We start from the raw sequence: 19,375 nt of genomic DNA on the forward strand, positions 1-19,375 counted from the left end.
CTGATCGGTTTGGGGATAGATTTGGCAGGGATTTTGGGGGATCGGTTGACGAACTTGGCGGCGCGCATGCTTTGCGCGCTGGTTCTCGTCGTTTCGGCCTTGATCCAGCAGCCGGCCGCCGCCATGCCGCGGTCGCCGGATGCGACCGCCTACATGCTCCCCGATGGCAGCCTTGCCGATCTTTGCCTCTCGGGCCACGACGACCCCGATGGAAAAGGCGGCGCGAAGGGGCATGGATGCCAGTCCTGCTGCCTGGTTGCGCCCGCCGACCTGCCTGCGCCTTACCCGGTCGCCTTGCCGTCACAAGCCCGGACGGCTCCACTTTCCGCTCCGGCCGGCGATTTCGGTTTCGTTCGCTCGGTGCTCTTGACCGGAGCGGGGCCAAGGGCGCCACCAACGGTTTTCTCCGCCTGATACGCGCTTGAACGACAGCTGATCGGTCCATGGGCGTCACTCTTCGACGCGCGTTGCCGCGATCGGCAGTCGTACCGATCACCAAGAGGCGAAGCCGTGCAAACGGTCCTTCCCGGAGAAAACCATGACAACCGCATCCTTCACCAGTGCCGTGGAAAGCCCCGCGGCCACAGAGCGCGGCATCTCGCTCTACCGTGCCATCTGGCGCTGGCACTTCTTTGCCGGCCTGCTCGTCATCCCCTTTATGATCAGCCTGGCGCTGACCGGTGGGCTTTATCTCTTCAACGACGAGATCGACGATACCGTCTTTGCCTACCGCAACGTCGTGCCCACGGGCACGGAGCGGATGTCACCCTCCGCAATCGTCGCCACCGCCGTCGAGTCGGTGCCCGGCAGCGCGCCCGTCTCCTACCGCACACCGGCGGGTGCGGATCGTTCCGCACGGGTCACGGTCGGCATCGGCAAGGCCCGCATGCTGGTCTTCGTCGATCCCTATACCGGAGCCATTCTCGACCGGGTCGCGCCATCGGAGGAATTCAACCAGGTGGTCGAGGACCTGCACAGCCTCGACTATTTCGGCAAGTCGGTCGAAACGATCATCGAGATCGTCGCGGGCTTTGCCATCCTGTTGGTTTTCACCGGCATCTATCTCTGGTGGCCGCGCCAGCAGACCGGTGGTGTTCTGACCGTGCGCGGCACGCCGGCGCGTCGCGTCTTCTGGCGCGATCTCCATGCGGTGACCGGCATTGGGGCCGGCCTGCTGATCGTCTTTCTCGCCTTTTCGGGGCTTTTGTGGTCGGGCTATTGGGGTGCGACGGTCAACGGCAAGCTGACGGCGATGGGGCTCGGTTATCCGGCAGCGCTTTGGGATGAGGTTCCGACCTCCAGCAAGGTGTCGACCGACGTGCTGCCCAAGGCCAATTGGCTGATGGAGAACGCGCCGGTTCCGGCCTCCAGCGGTGCTACGGGTGAGCCGGTCGGGATCGATCGCGCAGTCGCCATCGCGGATGCTGCGGGCATGCTGCCCGGCTACGAGCTGGCGATCCCGCTCGACGAGACCGGCGTCTATACGGCAGCGATCTTTCCCGCCGACCTTGCCCGGGAGCGCACGATCCATATCGATCAATATTCCGGCAAGCCGCTCGTCGACATCTCCTTTGGCGATTACCCGGCGCTCGGCAAGGCGATCGAGTGGAGCATCAACGTGCACAAGGGGCAGGAGTGGGGACGTTTCAACCAGCTGCTGATGCTGGCCGCCTGCATTTCCATCGTGCTGGTTTCTCTTTCCGCCGTCGTCATGTGGTGGAAGCGCCGCCCGGCGGGACGCATCGGCGTGCCCCCGATGCCGCCGCAGCGCAGCGTCTATGTGGGATTGTGGCTCATGGCGATTGCCTTCGGGTTGGCGTTTCCGTTGACCGGCATTGCGATCGTCGTCATGGTGATCGCCGATCAATTGCTGATGCGCGTTGCGACGGTGCGCCGGCGGCTGTCCTGAACGAACAGCAAGGGGTGGCGTCGTCCGCCCCTTCTATCGCCCGCTGCAACTTGGTCGTTGCAACCTCTACACGATTTTTCTACAGTTATTTAGGAAGGGCTAACTCTTGCTCGTCTAACGTGAAGTGGGGAAAGATCGACCAGCGACGCGACGAAGAGCGTCGGGAGGCCTTGCTTGGCGAAGAACACGTCCCGCAATCCGCGATATGCCGCTCTCAATGCTGGTGGCAACGAGGAAACGCGCCGCCTGATCGATGCCAGCAATCGGCTGGCCAAGGAGGTCGCGCGCATCTTTCCGAGTGAACCCGACATCGCCGACCGCCACTACTGGTTGGAGACGATGATCAACCATGTGCCCGACTACATCTACGCCAAGGATGTAGAGGGGCGGTTCCTGATCGCCAACCAGGTGACGGTTGCCGACAACGGGCTCGAAGCCTTGAAGGATATCGTCGGCAAGACCGATTTCGACCTCCATCCGCCGCAGATGGCCAAGGCGATCGCCGACATCGAGCGTCGAGTCATCGAAACCGGCGAGCCGATCTTCGGCATCGAGGAACGGGCCATCGTCAGCAAGGGCCGCGATCGCTGGCTGATGACCTCCAAGGTGCCGCTGCGCAACAAGAGCGGCAAGATCGTCGGCATCGTCGGCGTCTCGCGTGACATCTCCGACCGCAAGGCGGCCGAGCGGCTGCTGGAAGGGCAGGCGCGCCTGCTGGAAATGATTGCCAATGGCCGGCCGCTCGACGCCTTCTTTCGCGACATGATCCTCTTGATCGAAGCCTTGATGCCGGGCATCAAGGGCTCGGTGCTGCTGCTGTCGGCCGATGGCCGCTATCTCTTCCATGGCGCAGCGCCAAGCCTCGACGAGGCCTATTGCGCGACCATTCACGGCGTCGAGATCGGCCCGCGCATGGGCTCCTGCGGCACGGCCGCCTGGCGCGGCGAGCAGGTGATCGTCTCGGACATTATGATCGATCCGCTCTGGGACGATTATCGCGAACTGGTGGTTCCGTACGGTTTCCGCGCCTGCTGGTCGACCCCGATCCATTCGCGCGAACGCAAGGTGCTCGGCACTTTTGCGCTGTATTCCGAATCGGTCGGCGTGCCCGACGACGGACAGAAGGAACTGATCGCAATGGCGGCGCATCTCGCCGGCATCGCGATCGAACGCAAGCAGGCGGAAGATCGCATCAGCTTCATGGCGCACCACGACGCGCTGACCGGCCTGCCGAACCGTGCGCTGTTCGAGGAGCAGGTCGCCGAGGCGCTGGAAGCCTTGCGCGGCAGCGGCCAGTGGGCCGTGCTGGCCTTCCTCGATCTCGACAATTTCAAGCTGGTCAACGACACGCTCGGCCACGCCGCCGGCGACGAACTCCTGAAGGTCACGGCCTCGCGCATGCGGGCTTCTGTGCGCAAGTCCGACATGGTCGTGCGGGTCGGCGGCGATGAGTTCATCCTGCTTTTGAACGGGCTTCCCTGCGAACGCGATATCGTGTTGGCACGGCTCGAGGATATCCGGCGGGCGATCGCAGCGCCGATGCAGATCGAGGGCCGCAGCCTGCAGGTCACCTGCAGCATGGGGGTCGCCTGTTTTCCCAATCAGGGCAAGACGGTCGGCGAACTGCTCGCCAATGCCGACATGGCGATGTACCGGGCCAAGGAGCTCGGCCGCAACAACCTGCAGGTCTTTACCGAAGAGATGGCCGCCAAGGCCCATGAGAAGCTCAAGCAGCAGGAAGAACTGCGCAAGGCGCTTGCGCGCGACGAGTTCTTCCTGCAGTTCCAGCCGCAGATGAATCTGGCGAATGGCCGCGTGTTCGCCGCCGAAGCCTTGCTGCGCTGGCGTCACCCCGAGCGTGGCACGGTCTCGCCGGCGGCGTTCATTCCGCTCGCCGAGGAAACCGGGCTGATCGTTCCGATCGGTGACTGGGTGCTGCGCGCCGCCTGCCGCCAGGCCAGGGCCTGGCAGGATGCCGGCCTGCCGCCGCTGATCATCAGCGTCAACGTTTCGGCGCGCCAGTTCCGCGAGCGCAACTGGGCCGCCCACGTTGCGGCAATTCTCGCAGAGACCGGACTTGACCCGTTCTGCCTCGAACTGGAACTGACCGAGAGCCTGATCATGCAGGACGTCCCGGGCGCGATCGCCACCATGCACGAGCTGCAGGCGATCGGAGTGCATCTGGCGATCGATGATTTCGGTACCGGCTATTCGAGCCTCAGCGCTCTGAAGCGTTTTCCGGTGCGCCGCCTGAAGATCGACCGGTCCTTCGTCGCCGACATTCCGACCGATCTCGACGACAATGCGATCACCGCCGCGATCATTTCACTTGCGCGGAACCTCGGCCTGCGTGTCATCGCAGAGGGTGTGGAAAACCAGGCCCAGGTGGAATTCCTTCGCCAGAGCGGTTGCGACGAGATCCAGGGCTACTTCTTCAGCCGGCCGCTCTCGGCTCCGGATTTCGAGGCGCTCATGCTTCAGCCGCGGTTCAGTATCCACAGCGTTTGAGCCCTGCCGCCCGCGCGACGCAAGCTTCGTTCCAGCCGTAAATGCAAGCATCGCCCCAATCCGTGGGGGCTGTGCGTAGCATTTCGTTAAGCAAATTCATGCAGCACTCCTCATGCCGCACTCAAGCCCCCAGAGTTCGATGTCCTCTTCAGTCCTTTTCTCCCGTCGCCAGTTTCTTCGCACGTCCGGCGTGGCGCTCGCCTCCGCCGGTCTTGCAAGCTGCACTTCGTCGATGAACACGGATGTCTTTCGCTATGAGACGGCGCCGGTGTTCCGCAATCCAGCGGTCGAGGGACGTTTTACCGATCCGCGCGCCGAAGGCATCTATGAGAGGCAGGATGGCCCAGGGCCGGTTCCGACCGGTCTGCCGCCGCAGGGCCTCTATGTCTCGGACATCTATGCCTCTGTGAGCGACAGCGGCTATCAGGTGCCGGAGGTGCCGTTCCGTCAGATCGACGCGCGCTTCTATCGCCAGGAGGTCAGCGACCCCTTCGGCGAACAACCGGGAACGATTGTCGTCGATACCGGCGACCGTTACCTTTACCTGATCCAGCCGGGTGGCCGGGCGCTGCGCTACGGCGTTGGCCTCGGTCGCGAGGGTTTCGCCTGGTCCGGCCGCGGCGTCATCCAATGGAAACAGAAGTGGCCGCGCTGGACCCCGCCCGACAGCATGGTCGCGCGCCAGCCGCAGCTAAAACCCTATTCGGCCAAGAACGGCGGTATGGCTCCGGGCCTCAACAACCCGCTCGGTTCGCGGGCGCTCTACATCTTCCAGAACGGCCAGGACACGCTCTACCGCGTCCACGGCACGCCCGAATGGAAGTCGATCGGCAAGGCGGTCTCGTCCGGCTGCGTGCGCATGCTCAACCAGGATGTGATGGATCTCTACGATCGCGTCCGCGGCAAGGCGCCGATCCTCGTCATCTGATGACGGGCAGGGGCGGATATCCGCCCCTCACATTAATGCGCGGCACCCTTACGTCGAGCGGAAGGCAGGCCGGTCACTCTTCGCCCGGGCCGGCATTGAGCTGTCGCGTCAGCTGATGCAGCGTCTCGCGAATGTCTTCCGCTTGCTTCAGGCTGCATCCCGAAGCCTTGCTGATGCCCGCCAGGATGCCGAAGGCCTCGTTCTTCAGGTCCTGGCCCTTGTCCGTCAGCCGCACGATCACCTGTCGTTCGTCGCTCGGATCGCGCTGGCGGCCCACATACCCGGCTGCCTCCAGGCGTTTGAGAAGCGGAGACAACGTTCCTGAATCCAGCCCGATCTCCTCGCCGATCCGCTTGACGGTCATCTCGTCCTGTTGCCAGAGCGCCAGGAGCACGAGATATTGGGGATAGGTGAGGCCGAAACGATCGAGCAGCGGCTTGTAGGCGCGGTTGAATGCGTGCGCCGCAGAATAGACCGCAAAACACAGCTGCTTGCCGAGCGCGAGTGCTTCCTCGGGAATGGTGTCGCTATGTGCCGCCTTGTTCGCCATGCACCATTGTCGCAAAAAGACGTCCGAAATGCAATTTGCAAAATTAATTTGCGTACAATTGAATTTTGCGCTATCTAAATCGCATTCACTCAGGAAACGCAAAGGAGACCCCGCCAATGCCCATTCTTTACCGCACCACAGCATCTGCAACCGGTGGCCGCGCCGGCCAGGCCAAGAGCGCCGACGGCGTGCTCGACGTCACGCTCACCGTTCCGAAGGAACTCGGCGGCGACGGCGCCCGCGGCACCAATCCCGAGCAGCTCTTTGCAGCCGGCTACTCGGCCTGCTTCCTCGGCGCGCTGAAATTCGTGGCCGGCAAGGAGAAGGTAAAACTTCCGGAAGACACCACGGTGACGGGAACCGTCGGCATCGGTCCGCGCGAAGATGGCACCGGCTTCGGCATCGACGCCGCACTCGAAATCTCTTCGCCGGGCGTCGACAAGGCCGTGCTCGAAGATCTCGTTCAGAAGGCGCATATCGTTTGCCCTTACAGCCATGCGACCAAGGGCAACATCGACGTGAAGCTCACCGTCGCCTGAGTTTCTCTCAGATACCCTATTGAAAGAAGCCCGGCGGTCTCCGTCGGGCTTCTTCTATTTCCGGCATGCTTCGTGCCGGTCTACTGTAGAACCTCGATGACCCGCCTGCTTTGCGGATCGACCAGCACCCTTTGCTGGTTGACGACGACATAGCCGTAGGTTGGCTGCTGCGGGATCGGGTAGACCTCGACCGTGTCGGGTAGGGGCTCGCCCACCACGACGGTGCCGTCATAGGTCACCGACGGGCTGGTTTGCTGAAGGACGTAAGTTTTGACCTCGCCGGGAACGACGACCGTCGTGGTCTGAGCCAGGGCGACGCCGGAAAAGGCAAGGCTCGCCACAAAACTGGCTAGGATGATTTTCTTCATGACAGTACCTCCTGTCCCTAGCCAACGGCCCGGCGACCGATTGGTTCCCCTTGGAGGGCGTTGAGCGGTGCTTGAACCGAGGCTCCGGCAGGGCGTTGCTGGAACCTATGGTTCGGCTGGGCGTTGATGAGCAGGAGGTAAAATAGGATGATCGCCAGGCCGAAATCCAGAACCTGCACACTCGCCCAGCGCGAGCTCGAATGCGCAACCGCGTTGCGCGAGGAGTTCGAACTGCTGACGGATCTCGCCGAGCGGGCAGGGTGGCATTGGGACGAGATCGCTCTGGCTCTGCTGGAGCTGACGGACGAATACGCCGCCACCCAGCGCGCCGCCGTCGCGGTGAGCGGGCGCCGCCTGAGCGCAGTCACTGTCCCCAAGACGCGGCATTGATGGCGGCACGGCAGGCCGTCGGGCAATTTCGCCGCGCCGTTCCGGCACTCGGCGTTGGACTTAAGCTTTCTTCAGAAATTCGGTGCGCCGACGCGCCCTGATGGGGGCAGGGCGCGTGGGAATGCATGGGCCGCGTGGTCGGCCTCGGTTAGCGCCGGCTGAGGCTGCCGAGGATACCGCGCACCAGGGCGCGGCCAACCTGGGTCGCGACCGTGCGGGCGACCGATTTCATTGCCGCTTCGACGACCGTCTCGCGCTGGTAGCCCGAGCTGCGCGGACGCGCCTGCTTGCCGGCCGGTGCCGCCTGATCGTCGTCGCCAAAGCCCGGAAGCGTCCAGCGGCTGCCGCCGGTGCTGGCCTCGCTCGTCTGCTGGCCGGCCTGAGCCTGGGCCTCGGCCTGCGCGTCGGATGCCTTCTTGGCGCGTGCTGCCAGGATCTCGTAGGCCGATTCACGGTCGAAATCCTCGTCGTAAAGACCGCGGACCGGGCTGACGTCCATGACCTTCTTTCGCTCGGCCTCGGTCAGCGGGCCGACGCGCGACTGCGGCGGGCGCACCAGCGTGCGCTCGACCATCGAGGGTGCGCCCTTGCCTTCGAGCGTGGAGACGAGAGCCTCACCGGTGCCGAGATTGGTGATCACGGTGGCGCAGTCGAAATCCGGGTTCGGGCGGAAGGTGTCGGCGGCGGTCTTCACCGCCTTCTGGTCGCGCGGCGTGTAGGCGCGCAACGCATGCTGGACGCGGTTGCCGAGCTGGCCGAGAACCGTGTCCGGCACGTCGAGCGGGTTCTGGGTGACGAAATAGACGCCGACGCCTTTGGAGCGGATCAGGCGCACGACCTGTTCGACGCGCTCGATCAGCGCCTTCGGCGCGTCGTTGAAGAGCAGGTGCGCCTCGTCGAAGAAGAAGACGAGCTTCGGCTTGTCCGGGTCGCCCACTTCCGGCAGTTCCTCGAACAGTTCCGACAGCAGCCAGAGCAGGAAGGTGGCGTAAAGCCGCGGGTTCATCATCAGCTTGTCGGCGGCAAGCACCGAGATCGCGCCGCGACCGTCATTGGTGGTGCGCATGATGTCGGAGATCTTCAACGCCGGCTCGCCGAAGAAATGTTCGGCACCCTGCTGTTCGAGGATCAGCAACTCGCGCTGGATCGAGCCGACCGAGGACTTGGATATGAAACCGAACTGGTTGGAGAGCGCGCTGGCATTGTCGCCCATGTAGTTGAGCAGCGCCTGCAGATCCTTGAGGTCGAGCAGCGGCAGTCCGCCCTCGTCGGCAATCTTGAAGGCGATGTTGAGCACGCCTTCCTGCGCATCGGTGGCGTTCATCAGCCGCGACAGGAGCAGCGGGCCCATCTCCGACATGGTGGTACGGACGCGATGGCCCTTTTCACCGTAGAGATCCCAGAAGATGACCGGGAATTCTTGAAACTCGTACGGGTTCGTCGGCAGACCGATCTGTTCCGCACGCTTCAAGATGAAATCCTTGGCCTCGCCGATCGCGCCGATGCCGGAGAGGTCGCCCTTGACGTCGGCGCAGAAGACCGGGACGCCGGCGTTGGAAAAGCCTTCTGCGAGCACCTGCAGGGTGATCGTCTTGCCGGTGCCGGTGGCGCCGGTTACCAGGCCGTGGCGGTTGCCGAACTTGAGCTCCAGATACTCGCCCTTGTTGATCGAATCATCAGGCTTGCGGCTGGTGCCGATAAAGAGCTTGCCTTCTTCCAACATGTGGGCTTCATCTCCGTTTCATCAATGAAAGCGGGCGGTTCGCAGTGTCGCGGTGGCGCGCCGTCATCGAAATGTGCCTGGATTTCTGTTATAGGTGGTGCGGTTGCGCCCGGCAACAAGGCTGTGCCCATCCGCGACCCGAAAGCGGCGATATAGACGGGTCGATAGTCACGGCTCACGGCTTGTTATTTGGCGAGCGATCGTTTACCTTGACGTCAACGTCAAAAATCCAAAATGAGGGAGTTTCTCCATGAATGAACTGGTCACGCGCGTTGCTGAAAATGTCGGCATCGAGCCGGCAACGGCCGAAAAGGCTGTCGGCATGATTCTCGGCTTCCTGCAGCGCGAAGCCGCCGACGGTCCGGTTGCCCAGATGATCGAAGCGATCCCGGGCGCGTCCGAGCTGATCGCGCAGTACAACGGCGAAGGCACCGGCGGCGGCGGCCTGCTCGGCGGTCTGATGTCGGCGATCGGTGGCGGCGGCGTCATGGCGCTCGGCCAGCAGCTGATGAGCCAGGGCCTCGGCATGGGTGAAATCACCGGGCTTGCCAAGGAAACCATCGCATTCGCCAAGGAGAAGGCTGGCGCCGACGTGGTCGACGAAGTCGTCGCTTCGGTTCCGGGTCTCAGCCAGTTCGTCTGATACGGGCGTCTCGACTGCAAAAACGAAACCCACCGGCATCTGCCGGTGGGTTTTTTGTTGGCTGCGGCTGGTGTCAGCGTTCGGATCTGCTTTCCCGTAGCGTCCGTTCGAGTGTGGGCGCCAGCGCGATGCAAAGAACGGCGCCGGCGCCGATGAAGACCGCCCCTGAAGCCCATCCGTAGTGTTCGATTGCGGTTCCGACCGCAACAGGGCCGACGAGCTGCCCGAAGTTGCTGCCCTGCATCAGCAGGCCCATCGTCATTGGCGCAAGCGCCGGACGCGGCGACAGGAGCGGCACCGAAGAGATCAGCGTCGCCGGGATGAGCCCGCCGATCGCGGAAAACAGGATGCAGAGCGCCAGGATCAGATGTCCGCCTGACGGGCTCAGGAAAATCCAAAGGCCGGACACGCCGGTCAAGAGTGCGGCACTCGCGACCAGCCTGCCGCGGGCAAAGCCGCGGGACAGCAGATGGCCGGCGGCCAGATTGCCGAAGACGTTCACCAGCGTGATGACGGCGCTCAGGAGGCCGACGGTTCCAAGCGAGACCTGCAGGCGCTCGATCAGCAGGATCGGCAGAAAGCTGGAAAGCGTGAAGCTCATCAGGCTGTAGAGCGAAAAAAGCACGAAGAGCAGCACCGGGCCTCGGCTCGTCAGCGTTTCCGCGGCATCGTCCCTGAAGCGGGTGGAGACACGCGATGCTTGCCGGGACGGCGAAACGGCGAGGAAGATGGAGGCGAGGCTCGCAAGCGTGAGCAAGCCGTTGCTCCACCAGATCGCCTGCCAGTCGGCAAAGGCAGGCCCCGTCAGCATGGCGATCGCCATGCCCGCGGGCATGAAACAGCTCCAGAGCGCAAAGACGACATCGCGGCGCTCCTGCGTCACCAGCCGCATGAGGATGGCCGGGCCGGCGACGACGACCAGCAGAAAGCCGAAGCCCTCGATGATGCGCGACAGCAGTAGCAGTGTGAATGCCGGGCTCGCCGCGCCGGCAAAAGAACCGAGCGCCAGCAGCGCCATGCCGATGCCAAGCAGACGACGGTCGCCCGCCGCCGTGACGAATGCGCCGGCGGCCATGCCCCCGACGACGCCGACGATGGCGAAGACGGAGGTGATCCAGCCGAGGGCGGAGAGGTCAAGCCCCAGATCGGACTGCAGCAGCGGCCCGGCAATCAAGCCCTTGCCCACCTGCATGGCGGCGACCACACCGGCTGCAACCACGGTTGTCACGCCGGTCCAGTCGGTTCTGTCCCGGATAAGGATTGCCGTGGCGGTCATCACGCGGGCTCCGGCACGCGCGCACGGCCGGCGACGAGGGCGGCCGTGAGTTCCGCAATGTGGCGACCCTGGAAGCGCGCGCCGTTCAGTTCGTTGGCGCTCGGTTGGCGGTCGCCGCCACGGCCGTTGTCGGCCAGCGTGGTGGCGCCATAGGGAGAGCCGCCGGTGATTTCGTCCATGCGCATCTGGTCCTTGAATGTATAGGGCAGGCCGACGATCACCATGCCCAGATGCAAGAGAACCGTATGAGTGGCAAGGATCGTCGCTTCCTGGCCGCCATGCTGGCTGCCGCTCGAGGTGAAGACCCCGCCGACGCGCCCCACCAGCGCGTCCTGCGCCCAGATGCCGCCCGCCTGGTCGAGAAAATTCTTCATCTGCGCCGCCATGCTGCCGAACCGGGTCGGCGTGCCGATGATGATCGCATCGTAGTCGGGAAGTTCCGCGACCGTGGCGACAGGCGCCTCCTGGTCGCGCTTGTAGCCTGCCTTGATTGCTACCGCCTCGGGCACGATCTCCGGCACACGCTTCAACGCGACGTCGGCGCCGGCGGCGCGGGCGCCCTCGGCCACCGCCTTCGCCATGGTTTCGATATGGCCGTAGGAGGAATAGTAAAGTACGAGCACCTTGGTCATCCGCTGTCCTTTCTGGAGAGCATCTCTGTTCAAGGAAAAGATGGGTGCTTTTCTTGATCTCTTGGAGTGATATAATTTTCATCAAGATGATCTATGGAATCGATCATGCTGGATGCGCTCACTCTCGATCAGATGCGGACCTTCGTGACCGTCGCCGAAAGCGGAAGCTTCCGCGCCGGTGCCGCCAGGCTGTCACGGGTGCAGTCGGCCGTCAGCCATGCCATCGCCAACATGGAGGCCGAACTCGGTGTCGCCCTGTTCGACCGTTCCGGCCATCGGCCGGTCCTGACGGCGGAAGGGCAGGCGCTGCTCGCCAACGCCCGCGACATCCTGCTCAGGGTGGACGCGATGCGCGCCCGGGCACGCGGGCTCGGCGAAGGCATCGAGCTTGAGCTTTCCCTGGTCGTCGACACGCTGTTTCCGATCGAGACCGTCGGCCTGGCGCTGAAGGAGATGCGGTGCGCCTATCCGGATGTGTCGATCCGGCTTGCGGTCCTGCCGCTCGGCGGGCCGCTCGATGGCCTGGTCGATCGCCGCTTCACGCTCGGCATCACCGTCGGCGAGGATTTCCGTGATCCGGCGATCGCCCGTCGGGCGCTTGCGACGGTCGAACTCGTCGCGGTCGTCGCTGCAAATCATCCCTTGGGCCTGCGCGCAGGGGGAGATGTGCTCGACACTGCCGAGCTTGCGGACCATCTGCAGATCGTCCTGTCGGATCCGTCGCAGCGTACGGTCGGGCGCGACTTCGGCGTGCTCTCGCCGCAAACCTGCCGCGTCAGCAGCCAGGACACGAAACATGCGATGATCCGTTCGGGCCTCGGCTGGGGTCGGCTGCCGTTCTGGCAGGTGGAGCGCGACCTTGCCGAAGGCCGGCTCGTGCGCATGCCGACGGCAGCCCTTGGCCGCAACAGCCAGGTGGGCGCCGAAGCCTATCTCATTCACCGGATCGACGAGCCGCTCGGACCGGCGGCCCGTGTTTTCAGCGAGGCTCTCGCCCGGATCTGCGCCGAGGGCTAGCGTCGGCCGTTGAACGCGAAGGCAAGCGTGAAGATTACGAGCACGAGGCCCACGCCGAGCGGGCCGGCGACCGGATTGATGAAGTTCATCAGCGCGCCGGTCGCGCCGGAGCCAGCGGCACTGCCGGCGGCATAGGCAAGCGAAAAGGCGGCGCTGCCGGCAACCAGCATGCTGCCGCGATACTCTTCCCCGAGCATGGTGAGTGCTGCCGTATAGAGCGCGAAGCTCGCCGCGCCGATGAAGGCGAAGGTCAGAAGCAGCGCCACGTCGGACGAGAGGAACGGCACGAGAAGATAGCCGGTGGCAGCGACCGCGGCAGCCGAGATCGCCACCCGGCGGCGCGGCAGCCGGTCGAGCAACACACCGATGAAAGGCTGCGCGAGCGCCGTCGGTATGGCGAGCGCCGTGACGCTGAGGGCCGCAAACGCCTGGCTGTGCCCGGTCTTGACGAAGTAGACGGGCATGGCGGAGATCGCGGCAATATCGGCAAAACCGAACATCAGCACCATCAGGATCAGGATTGGCGCCTTGGTGAAAAAGGAAAAGAGGTCGCGGGTCGACGAGGGTTCGGGCCGCGTGCGCGCGCCCATGGTCAGGAGCCCGGTCAGAAAGGCGACGAGTGCGATGTAGATCGCCAGCAGCGCAAAGCCGAGGCCGCCGCTGGTTCCAAGCAACGGAATTGCAAGCGGGCCGGCAGCAAATCCGCCGCACATGCCGGCGCCGTAAAGGCCGGAGACGCGGCCGCGCAGCCGGTCCGGGCAGGCGGTGTTCAGCCAGGCTTCGCCGAGCATGAACACCAGGCTCACGAAGAAGCCGAGGGCAAAACGGGCGACAAACCAGATGGCGAGTTCGGACGTGGAAGCAAGTGTGGCAAGGCAGACCGAGCAGCCGATCAGGCTGGCGATGATCAGCCTGTCGGCCGAAGCAAGCCGCGTTAACCGCCCGAGCAGCAGCGTTGCCGCACCGAGACCGGCGGCAAAGGCCATGGCGTTAAGGCCGATCATGCCGGCCGAAACGCCGCGGCTCTCGAGCGAGAGCGAGATCAGCGGATAGGTCAGCCCTTGCGCGACGGAGAAGGCGGTGACACCGAGAACCACGGCGATGATCGCCGGCCAGTCGGGGGCAAAATCTATCGCCTCAGCATCCTGCAACGACATCGCCCCCTCCCTCTGATCGGTGTCTTCAAGGCGATGTCCATATCGTATCCGCCGCCGGCAGGGAATTGGCCGGCGGCGAAATGACCGAGCGGGATGAGGAAAAGTGTACGCGGTTTTCCGCCCGCATCCCGCTCCAATCCAAGAGGCGGGATGAGGAAAAGTGTGCGCGGTTTTCCGCCGGCATCCCGCCCCAATCCAAGAGGCGGGATGAGGAAAAGTGGATGCGGTTTCCACCCGCATCCCGCCCAACCTAGGATCAGGCGGCCTTGTCCCAGACCGGTGCGAGGCCTTCCGGGTTGACGATGCGGCCGTCCGCACGCGCAAGCGTGTGGATCTCGGCCATTTCGCCGTCGCCGAGCGCGAAGTCGAAGATCGCGAAGTTTTCCTTCAGGCGATCGATCGTCGCGGTCTTCGAAAGCGTGATCACGTCCTTCTGCTGCACCAGCCAGCGCAACGCGACTTGAGCGGCGGTCTTGCCGTGGCGGGCGCCGATCTCCTTCAGGAGCGGATCGTTCGGCACCTTGCCGTTTGCCATGGCGTAATAGGCGGTGATCGACATGCCGTGCTTGCGGGCGGTCTGAAGCACCTTGGTCTGGTCGAGATAGGGGTGGTATTCGACCTGGTTGGTGGCAACAGGCGCGTCGCTGAGCTTCACGGCCTCTTCCATCTGCGCCGTGTTGAAGTTGCTGATGCCGATATGGCGGACCTTGCCGGCCTTCTGAACTTCGTTGAGGGCGCCGATGCGCTCGGCCATCGGCACGTCACTGCCGCCCGGCCAGTGCAGGAGCAGCAGATCGACATGGTCGGTCCGCAGCTTCTTCAGGCTTTCGTCGACCGAAACGAGGAAGTCGCGATGGGCATATTTGTCGACCCAGACCTTGGTGGTGAGGAAGATGTCGGCACGGGAGACACCGGAATTCTGGATCGCTTCGCCGACTTCGGCCTCGTTGCCGTAGATCTGTGCGGTGTCCACGTGGTGGAAGCCGAGCTTCAAGGCTTCCGGCAGAACGCGCAGCACGTCGGCGCCGGGCATGCGGAAAGTGCCGAAGCCGAGCGCCGGAATGTTGGCGCCGTTGGAATTGACGGAATGCATGGTGGGTAACTCCTTGTACTTGGTATGTTATGCTTGATGCGCGCCCGGCCACTTGGCCGGGCGAAAAAGGAATGAGGCTATAGGTGGTCCTCGGGAACGGCGGTTCAAGCCGTTTGGTAGGCCGCCCCGGTGCGACGATCAAGGGCACCGCTGAGCAGCGTCAGCAGCAGGGCGGCGGCGACGAGCAAGGCACCGATGACGGGCGTCATGCCGAGGCCGAGCGGCGAGGCGACGATGACGCCACCGAGCCAGGCGCCGACGGCGATGCCGAGGTTGAAGGCCGCGATGTTGAGCGCCGAGGCGACATCGACGGCGCCGGGACGGTGTTGCTTGGCAAGCTGCACCACATAGAGCTGCAAGCCCGGCACATTGGCGAAGGACAGGAAGCCGAGTGCGGCAAGGGTGACCAGCGTCAGCACCGGCGAAGGCGCCGTGAAGGTGAAGACTACCAAGACTGCCGCCTGCGCAAGGAACAGGCCGATCAGCGCCTTCACCGGATCGCGGTTGGCGATCTTGCCGCCGGCAATGTTGCCGATGGCGATCGCGATCCCGTAGAGCACCAGGATCAGGCTGACGGCGCTTTCCGAAAAGCCGGTGATGTCCTGCAGGATCGGCGCGAGGAACGTGAACGCGACGAAGGTGCCGCCGTAACCGAGCGCAGTCATCGCGAAGACGATCAGCAGGCGGCCGGAGCCGAGCACTCGGACCTGGTCGATGAGCTTTGCCGGCGGGGCCTTGGAGAGCGTGTTCGGCAACAGGGCCGCGATCGCGCCAAGAGCGACGACGCCGAGACCGGTCACGGCCCAGAAGGTGGCGCGCCAGCCGAAGGTCTGGCCGATCCAGGTGCCGAGCGGAACGCCGGTGACGATCGCGACCGTCAGGCCCATGAACATCATGGCAATGGCCGAGGCGCGGCGGTCTTCCGGTACGAGGTCGGCGGCAATGGTCGAACCGACCGAGAAGAATACGCCATGGGCAAAGGCGGAAATGACGCGGGCGACGAGCAGCGGTTCATAGCTCGGCGACAATGCTGCGGCGGCATTGCCGACGATGAACAGCGCCATCAGGCCGATCAGCAGCGGCTTGCGCTCGATCCGGCCGGTGAGGGCGGTCAGCACAGGCGCGCCGAAGGTGACGCCGAGCGCATAGACGCTGACGATCAGGCCGGCGAGCGGCAGGGTGACATTGAGGTCGGTGGCGACCGTCGGCAGCAGGCCGACGATCACGAATTCCGTGGTTCCGATCGCATAGGCCGCGATCGTCAGCGCAAGTATGGCAATAGGCACGACGAGACCTTTCCCACCCGGCTGGGAGCACCGGGCGTGTGGCTGTTGTTGAAGTCGGGGGGAATATGACCCTTTGCACTCCTTGCGATAATACGCATAATCAGACAAACGTTTGTGAATTCAGTTCAAAGGACGAGCATGGACAACCGGGCGGGTGAGATGGAGGTTTTTGTCGCCGTGTCGGAGACCCGCAGCTTCTCTGCTGCGGCGCGGCGTCTGAAACTCTCGCCGTCGGCGGTCAGCAAGCTGGTGACCCGCATCGAGGATCGGCTCGGCACGCGTCTTCTCGTGCGCTCGACCCGCACCTTGCAACTCACACCGGAGGGCGAAGTCTATTTCCAGCGGGCGCAACGGATCCTCGGAGACATCGCCGAGACCGAGCACGTGGTTGCCGCTGGCGGACGCATGGCGCCGCGCGGGCTCTTGCGGGTGAACGCCGCCGTCGGTTTCGGCGAGCGCTACATCATGCCGCTCGCGCCGGAGTTCCTGGCGCGATACCCGGAAGTCCAGCTCGACCTGACGCTGACCGATAGCATGATCGATGTGGTCGGCGAACGCACGGACGTGGCGATCCGCACCGGACCGCTGCGTGATTCATCCCTGAAGGCGCGCAAGCTGATGGAAACCCGGCCGGTGGTGATCGCTTCGCCCGCCTACCTGGAAAAGCACGGGATCCCGAAAACCCCTGACGATCTCGACGGCCACAATTGCATTCGTTTCAATTTCCGCCGCAGCGTCGACGAATGGGCGTTTCGCATGCCGGGCCAGTCTCAGATCGAGCACCGAACGGTCTCCGGCAACATGCAGGTTTCGAGCGGCTCGATCGTCCGCCAGCTTTGCCTTGCCGGAGTTGGCATCGGGCGTATCGGTCGTTTCCATGTCGAGCCGGATTTCGAGGCGGCAACGCTGGTGCCGCTGCTCGAGGACTATCAGTCGGGCGAGATCGAGACGGTCTATGCCGTCTATGCCGGCCATGAGCATCTCGCGGCCCGCATCCGCGCCTTCATCGATTTTCTCGCCGAGCGCATGTAAGCGCTTGGCGGGCAACGAACTCAGGCCGCCTTGACCGCCAGGATGAAGAACCGCGGAAAACGCAGGAGCACCTTGCCGTCGCTCGTCGCCGGATAGGCTGCGCGTATCCTGTCGGTGTAGTCGGCGAGAAAGCCGCTCCGCCGGCCCTCGGGCAGGGCGTCGAGATAGGGTCTAAGGCCGGTCCCTTTCACCCATTCGACGATCGCCTCCGCATTGGCGAGGCGATGATAGTAGATCGTGTGCCAGACCTCGATACGCGCTGCCCATGGCGCCAGGCATTCGACATAGGTTGCCGGCGGTGGCATCGGGTTGCGGCGGATGGTTTTGCCGGCAAACGCTTCAGCGAAAGCCGGGCTGCGCGCGGTCTCTTCCATCAGCACGTGGCTCGGCTCTGCAAGATTGTCCGGCATCTGCACCGCGAGCGTGCCGCAGGAGGCGAGCGCCTTCATCAGCCTTTCGAAGATCGTGAGATGGTTCGGAAGCCATTGGAAGACGGCGTTGCCGTAAAACAGCGAAGCGCCGGTGGGAGGAACCCAGGTCGCAAGATCCGCCTTTTCGAAGGATACTCCGGGCAGCCGTTTGGCGGCGGCAACGAGCATGTTCTCGTCGCTGTCGAGGCCGGAAAGTGTGCTCCAGGGAAAACGGTCGCGGATGAGTTCGGTGGAGTTTCCCGGGCCGCAGCCGAGATCGAAGGCGAGGCCTTCCGGCAGGTCGGGCACTTGGGCGAGAAGGTCTCTGGCTGGCCGGGTGCGTTCGTCTTCGAACTTCAGATACTGCGCGGGCGACCAGGCCATCGGGAACTCCTTCAGATACCGAATTGCAGACTTTCGAGAGAGGGCAGGATCAACGCCGGACCGTGATCGCGATATTCGTCCGGCATGTCCGCCCTATTGATCCACACGGTGCGGAAGCCGAACTTCGTTGCCCCGGCAATGTCCCAGCGGTTCGACGACTGGAACGACACGGCGTGCGGGTAGAGCCTGTAGCTGGTGGTGACGAGATCGTAGACGGCAGGTGCCGTCTTGAACGCCTTGACCGCATCGACCGAAAAGACGTCGTCGATGACGATATCGAGTGCGGCGTTGCGCACGGCTGACGCGAGCATGGCCGGCGAACCGTTGGAGAGGATGGCGATCCGCGCCCCGCGCTCCTTGAGACCTTTCAGAACTGCCGGCACTTCCGGGTAGCAGTCGAGCGTCCAGTAGGCGTCGAGCAACCGCTTGCGCAGCTTCGGGTCGGCGGAGGGAAAGCGAGCGAAGGCAAAGTCGAGCGCCTGTTCGGTCAGCTTCCAGAAATCCTGGTAGCTGCCCATCAGCGAGCGCACCCACGAATATTCAAGCTGCTTGGCCCGCCAGAGTTCGGAAAAAGCCTGCCCGTCGGGCCCGATCTCCTCAGCGTGGCGCCTGACGGCCGCATGCACGTCGAAGAGCGTGCCGTAGGCGTCAAACACATAGGCCGCGTGGGACATCGTTTCCTCCCGTCTGCTGTCTTCGGCGCTGGCCGACAGGGCACACATGCCGCGTCAAAGCCCATCCGAAAACAAAGGCTTACAGCATCATGCCCGATCGGGCAGCACGCTGTCACCGTTCTTTACGCGGATCATGTCAAATATTTGTGCATCGCACAACGGTCGGCCGCTCGAAGGCAGGTTTGCTGCCTCAGGCTTTGGCCGGTTTCCAGACTTTCGCCGGGAAGCGCAGCGCCTGCTTGGCGAGCTTGCCCTTGAGCCCGAGCGCCGTGTCGCAAAGGTTGACCACATGCCGGTTCGGCTTGGCCTCCGGTCGCAACGCATGCAGGGCTGCGGCCGCATCTTCCGGCGGCATGTAGCGCGCCAGAATTCCGAGCGTCAGCGCCGTCGCGCGGCCAATGCCTCGCAGGCAATGGACGAGCAGATGCGCGTCTTCGGGCAGCCGGTCGACGAAAGCGAAAGCGGCCTCGACCGCCTGCGGACGCGCCGCATCCGGCTCGTCCGGATCGGTCGTGTCGCCGAAAAACAGTTCCAGGTGATTTTCCGGCGGCAGCTCGATCATCGACAGAAGCCGGCTGCCGGGCGCACGGATGGAGATCAGGTGCGTCGGCGCCCAGAGCGCGCGATTGTGCCGCGCCTCGGTCTGCGAGCTGACGATGACCCGGATCGGCCAGCCGGACGGATGCGCCGGATTGGCCTTGAGGATGGGATGGTAAAGTTCATCCGCAGTAACGGCTGCCGCAAGCGCCATGGCAGGACCTCGCTCGTGATTCTTCAGCGCGGATTTTGCCCTGAATCCCGTCCGGGCTTAAGGGCAAAAACTTGGCGACAGGCGAAAAGCTGTGGCCGGAGCAGG

General features: G+C 64.0%; 20 protein-coding genes. 9 read left to right on the forward strand and 11 right to left on the reverse strand.

Annotated elements, in window-relative coordinates; translation table 11 throughout:
* The first annotated feature begins 45 nt into the window (after positions 1-45).
* The 4 genes from M2267_RS04770 (at position 46) to M2267_RS04785 (ending at position 5,345) form a co-directional block, all read left to right on the forward strand.
* Positions 46-414: a hypothetical protein gene (locus M2267_RS04770; RefSeq protein WP_429112823.1), complete on the forward strand. Its 369-nt coding sequence runs from the start codon at positions 46-48 to the stop codon at positions 412-414.
* Positions 415-538: 124 nt separating this feature from the next.
* Positions 539-1,909: a PepSY-associated TM helix domain-containing protein gene (locus M2267_RS04775; RefSeq protein ID WP_429112825.1), complete on the forward strand. Its 1,371-nt coding sequence runs from the start codon at positions 539-541 to the stop codon at positions 1,907-1,909.
* A 174-nt stretch (positions 1,910-2,083) separates the two neighbouring features.
* Positions 2,084-4,417 (forward strand): EAL domain-containing protein, encoded by a 2,334-nt coding sequence (locus M2267_RS04780; RefSeq protein ID WP_429112828.1) that lies wholly within the window; start codon positions 2,084-2,086, stop codon positions 4,415-4,417.
* Between the two features lie 139 nt (positions 4,418-4,556).
* On the forward strand, positions 4,557-5,345 hold the full coding sequence (locus M2267_RS04785) for a L,D-transpeptidase family protein (protein WP_043610966.1): 789 nt from the start codon (positions 4,557-4,559) through the stop codon (positions 5,343-5,345).
* A 73-nt stretch (positions 5,346-5,418) separates the two neighbouring features.
* Here M2267_RS04785 and M2267_RS04790 read toward each other — a convergent pair whose 3' ends face one another.
* The gene (locus tag M2267_RS04790; RefSeq protein WP_402323127.1) at positions 5,419-5,895 is read right to left on the reverse strand and encodes a MarR family winged helix-turn-helix transcriptional regulator; all 477 of its coding nucleotides are present in this window, start codon (positions 5,893-5,895) and stop codon (positions 5,419-5,421) included.
* 116 nt (positions 5,896-6,011) lie between these two features.
* On the opposite strand from M2267_RS04790, the gene M2267_RS04795 reads away from it, so the two are divergent.
* Entirely contained in the window at positions 6,012-6,434 is a 423-nt protein-coding gene (locus tag M2267_RS04795; RefSeq protein ID WP_043610962.1) for an organic hydroperoxide resistance protein, read from the forward strand.
* Positions 6,435-6,514: 80 nt separating this feature from the next.
* Here the strand turns inward: M2267_RS04795 and M2267_RS04800 are convergent, their stop codons facing one another.
* Positions 6,515-6,802 carry a DUF1236 domain-containing protein gene (locus M2267_RS04800; protein WP_192447517.1) on the reverse strand — a complete coding sequence of 96 codons (288 nt, stop codon included), beginning with the start codon at positions 6,800-6,802 and terminating at the stop codon, positions 6,515-6,517.
* 147 nt (positions 6,803-6,949) lie between these two features.
* On the opposite strand from M2267_RS04800, the gene M2267_RS04805 reads away from it, so the two are divergent.
* Positions 6,950-7,192 (forward strand): hypothetical protein, encoded by a 243-nt coding sequence (locus M2267_RS04805; RefSeq protein WP_429112832.1) that lies wholly within the window; start codon positions 6,950-6,952, stop codon positions 7,190-7,192.
* A gap of 148 nt (positions 7,193-7,340) precedes the next feature.
* On the opposite strand, the gene M2267_RS04810 is transcribed toward M2267_RS04805, so the two are convergent.
* On the reverse strand, positions 7,341-8,915 hold the full coding sequence (locus tag M2267_RS04810; RefSeq protein WP_429112835.1) for a helicase HerA-like C-terminal domain-containing protein: 1,575 nt from the start codon (positions 8,913-8,915) through the stop codon (positions 7,341-7,343).
* 250 nt (positions 8,916-9,165) lie between these two features.
* Between M2267_RS04810 and M2267_RS04815 the strand changes: the two genes are divergently transcribed.
* Complete coding sequence (locus M2267_RS04815) at positions 9,166-9,558, forward strand: hypothetical protein (protein ID WP_034789243.1); 393 nt, start codon at positions 9,166-9,168, stop codon at positions 9,556-9,558.
* Between the two features lie 73 nt (positions 9,559-9,631).
* Here M2267_RS04815 and M2267_RS04820 read toward each other — a convergent pair whose 3' ends face one another.
* Together M2267_RS04820 and wrbA are read right to left on the reverse strand one after the other, a co-directional pair.
* Complete coding sequence (locus tag M2267_RS04820) at positions 9,632-10,834, reverse strand: CynX/NimT family MFS transporter (protein WP_429112837.1); 1,203 nt, start codon at positions 10,832-10,834, stop codon at positions 9,632-9,634.
* A complete protein-coding gene (gene wrbA / locus M2267_RS04825) occupies positions 10,834-11,466 on the reverse strand; it encodes an NAD(P)H:quinone oxidoreductase (protein ID WP_429112840.1) in 633 nt (210 codons plus the stop codon). The genes M2267_RS04820 and wrbA overlap by 1 nt, the downstream gene beginning before the upstream one ends.
* Positions 11,467-11,571: 105 nt before the next feature.
* Between wrbA and M2267_RS04830 the strand changes: the two genes are divergently transcribed.
* Positions 11,572-12,483 (forward strand): LysR family transcriptional regulator, encoded by a 912-nt coding sequence (locus M2267_RS04830; protein WP_429112843.1) that lies wholly within the window; start codon positions 11,572-11,574, stop codon positions 12,481-12,483.
* Here the strand turns inward: M2267_RS04830 and M2267_RS04835 are convergent.
* From M2267_RS04835 to M2267_RS04845, 3 genes are all read right to left on the reverse strand, one after another.
* Positions 12,480-13,640: an MFS transporter gene (locus tag M2267_RS04835; RefSeq protein WP_429112845.1), complete on the reverse strand. Its 1,161-nt coding sequence runs from the start codon at positions 13,638-13,640 to the stop codon at positions 12,480-12,482. The two genes, M2267_RS04830 and M2267_RS04835, sit on opposite strands and share 4 nt — an antisense overlap.
* A 256-nt stretch (positions 13,641-13,896) precedes the next feature.
* Entirely contained in the window at positions 13,897-14,733 is an 837-nt protein-coding gene (locus M2267_RS04840; RefSeq protein WP_043610947.1) for an aldo/keto reductase, read from the reverse strand.
* Positions 14,734-14,837: 104 nt separating this feature from the next.
* Positions 14,838-16,019 (reverse strand): MFS transporter, encoded by a 1,182-nt coding sequence (locus M2267_RS04845; RefSeq protein ID WP_429112847.1) that lies wholly within the window; start codon positions 16,017-16,019, stop codon positions 14,838-14,840.
* A 138-nt stretch (positions 16,020-16,157) separates the two neighbouring features.
* Between M2267_RS04845 and M2267_RS04850 the strand changes: the two genes are divergently transcribed.
* A complete protein-coding gene (locus M2267_RS04850; RefSeq protein WP_429112850.1) occupies positions 16,158-17,051 on the forward strand; it encodes a LysR family transcriptional regulator in 894 nt (297 codons plus the stop codon).
* Between the two features lie 20 nt (positions 17,052-17,071).
* On the opposite strand, the gene tam is transcribed toward M2267_RS04850, so the two are convergent.
* From tam to M2267_RS04865, 3 genes are all read right to left on the reverse strand, one after another.
* Positions 17,072-17,845, reverse strand: a complete 774-nt coding sequence (gene tam, locus M2267_RS04855) for a trans-aconitate 2-methyltransferase (protein WP_205239282.1) — start codon at positions 17,843-17,845, stop codon at positions 17,072-17,074.
* 11 nt (positions 17,846-17,856) lie between these two features.
* Complete coding sequence (locus M2267_RS04860) at positions 17,857-18,519, reverse strand: haloacid dehalogenase type II (protein WP_034789254.1); 663 nt, start codon at positions 18,517-18,519, stop codon at positions 17,857-17,859.
* Between the two features lie 190 nt (positions 18,520-18,709).
* Complete coding sequence (locus M2267_RS04865) at positions 18,710-19,270, reverse strand: phosphatase (RefSeq protein WP_429112853.1); 561 nt, start codon at positions 19,268-19,270, stop codon at positions 18,710-18,712.
* Positions 19,271-19,375: the final 105 nt, after the last annotated feature.

Source organism: Ensifer sp. KUDG1, assembly GCF_050434285.1.
Lineage (GTDB): Bacteria > Pseudomonadota > Alphaproteobacteria > Rhizobiales > Rhizobiaceae > Ensifer.